General features: G+C 28.2%; 2 protein-coding genes. Both read right to left on the reverse strand.

The genetic code is table 11. The features are described from left to right. Positions 1 to 466: 466 nt before the first annotated feature. Complete coding sequence (locus tag EK368_RS13680) at positions 467 to 865, reverse strand: hypothetical protein (RefSeq protein ID WP_129600617.1); 399 nt, start codon at positions 863 to 865, stop codon at positions 467 to 469. Between the two features lie 410 nt (positions 866 to 1,275). Further along, positions 1,276 to 1,938, reverse strand: a complete 663-nt coding sequence (locus tag EK368_RS13685) for an IS110 family transposase (protein ID WP_129600619.1) — start codon at positions 1,936 to 1,938, stop codon at positions 1,276 to 1,278. Between the last annotated feature and the right edge of the window lie 364 nt (positions 1,939 to 2,302).

Genomic DNA, 2,302 nt, shown 5'->3' on the forward strand with positions numbered 1-2,302 from the left:
CAATTGCCTATTTTTTTTATGAAAAAAGTAGATAATAATACAAATATAATGATTAATCCTGTTTTAATTAATATTTGACTTATACTCATTCTTTCAATAGAAACTACAATCCCAAAATAAGTATAGGTAAAAGCAATAATTCCAACAAACAATAATAAGTTAGCTTGCTTAAAGTTCAAATAATCACCCCTGCTTTTTAAATTCTTAACTTCTAAAGAATTTTAATTCTTAAATTTTTAAGAAGTTTAATATAAACCTTCTTAAATTCCATATTACCTAATTTTAACATTATATAGTAATCAATTCTAGAGTTATCTACATTTTAATTGTTCTTCTAGTCTGATTTTTTTCTTTTTTATTTTAAATATTTTCATTATTTCTACAGAACAAGGTGTTTTATAGAAAAATTGAATAAAAACTAGCTAAAATCAAAATGATTTTAGCTAGTTTTTATTTAAGATTGGTTTTAATCCAAAATTTTAATATTTGATAACCAGTATGCTCCTTCTTTTCCATCTTTTCTTCGGTATCTGTATTCTAACTCTACTGTGTGACAATCCTTAGCACCTGTTGCCATCTTATCAAATTTTTTACTAAGTGTACTACCTACTCCAAAGTATGATGCTGCAACACCTATGGCTGTTCCAGTAGCGATAGAATAACCTACAGCTGCTACGGTACCTGTAATTGCCCCACCCATTATAGATGTTAATATTCCTACTTGTATAGGTAAACCATTTTCTCTATCTTGAATCATATTTCTTAACCTAGTTGAATCATCTCTACTAAGTGAGTCTTTTTTCGTAAATGAACTCCCAAGAATCTTGTAATCTGCTGTTGTAGCATAAAATACTGTTGTTGACATAATAATCTCTCCTTATTATTTTTTTATTTCTTACATAATCCTTTTTTATGTCAAAGCTTTAACCGGCTAAATGCTTTACATCTATAAAAGGCAATTTTTAGAACCAAAATGTAAACCCCTATTTTTAAATTTTTTCAAAAAAGTTTTTTAAATTTACTAAAACATAGTAAATTACACACTTTAAGCTTTCTTTTTAAAACATAATCTTTTTTGCCATTTCTTTTGCTTTTCCAATCAATTAATCATGATAAAAATAATTCTATCTTTAGTTACAAAATCAAAATACCTATCCCTTTCTAATTCTTCATTGATGTGTATTGTAAATGCTTCGCATGGATACGAATTGTCTCATATAGTGCAGATAATAATATTCCTGTATTTTTTGCTTCTTTAGCACTTTTTAAAAGATGTTAATATTTTTTATTAGCATATTCTAATGTTTTTCTAGAACATGAGCGAATTAATGCAATTATATTCTCCTGCGGAGCAGTTAAAAAGGAATCAGGTGAAGGGTATTCAACTAATAGGGCGATAGCCGTTTTTGAAGATACATTATTAAATATTTTTGTGAAACTTGGCATTACTTGTTCAATACTAGCTACTAATTGATTAATAATGCATACTCGCTGTTCAGAGATGTGAAAATAAGTACGAGATAGTATTTTTAGGTTTTCTAAAGATTCATTAGAAAGTTTAAATTCTCTCAAATCTTGAAAAAAGTAGAGTTTGGCCAATTCCTCAGCATCAACTTTATCTGTTTTAACTTTTCTAATTGTAGAATTTTTGATAGAATGAGATAAAAGTGGATTAATTAAAAACACTTTTAAACCATTTTTCGGAAAAAAGTGGACGAGGCGATTGGAGTAGTGGCCAGTTGATTCTAGTACAATTATAGGTGTACTAGAAAAAGCCTTCTCTGCTTTTTTTATTTCTTTAAGTACAAAAAGCAATCCTTTATTATTATTTAAAGCTTTGAATGGTTTAAGATAAGTTTTTCCTGTTGGTGAAAGGACAGAGTAAAAACAAAATTCTTTAGCAACATCAACACCTATTACAGGATGAATATTTTCCATAAAAAAACCTCCCTATACATGTAATTTTGAAGGATTATCCACTCCACTCCCCAAAGTTCACAGCCTTGCACGTTAAACGGGAATAACAAGTCCCAACCAGCCAAAACGTATATACTTTTGAAATGGAATAATAGTCTAAGTACGGGTATAGAAAAATCTTCGAAAAATCTTCCCTGGGACAGGTACATTAATATTCTTCAAAAATACATACCCATTTTGACTATTGTTCGGACTTTTTAATTTAAAAATGAATAATCCTTCTAATTCCATATTACAAGTCATTTAACTGATGTTATTGATGCAAAATTTTTCAAGAATAACTTTACAATGAAAAAGAAAGGGCTATCTATTGTTATGGTTGTAA

Origin of the sequence: Anaerophilus nitritigenes (genome assembly GCF_004138215.1) — a bacterium.
GTDB lineage: Bacteria > Bacillota > Clostridia > Peptostreptococcales > Thermotaleaceae > Anaerophilus > Anaerophilus nitritogenes.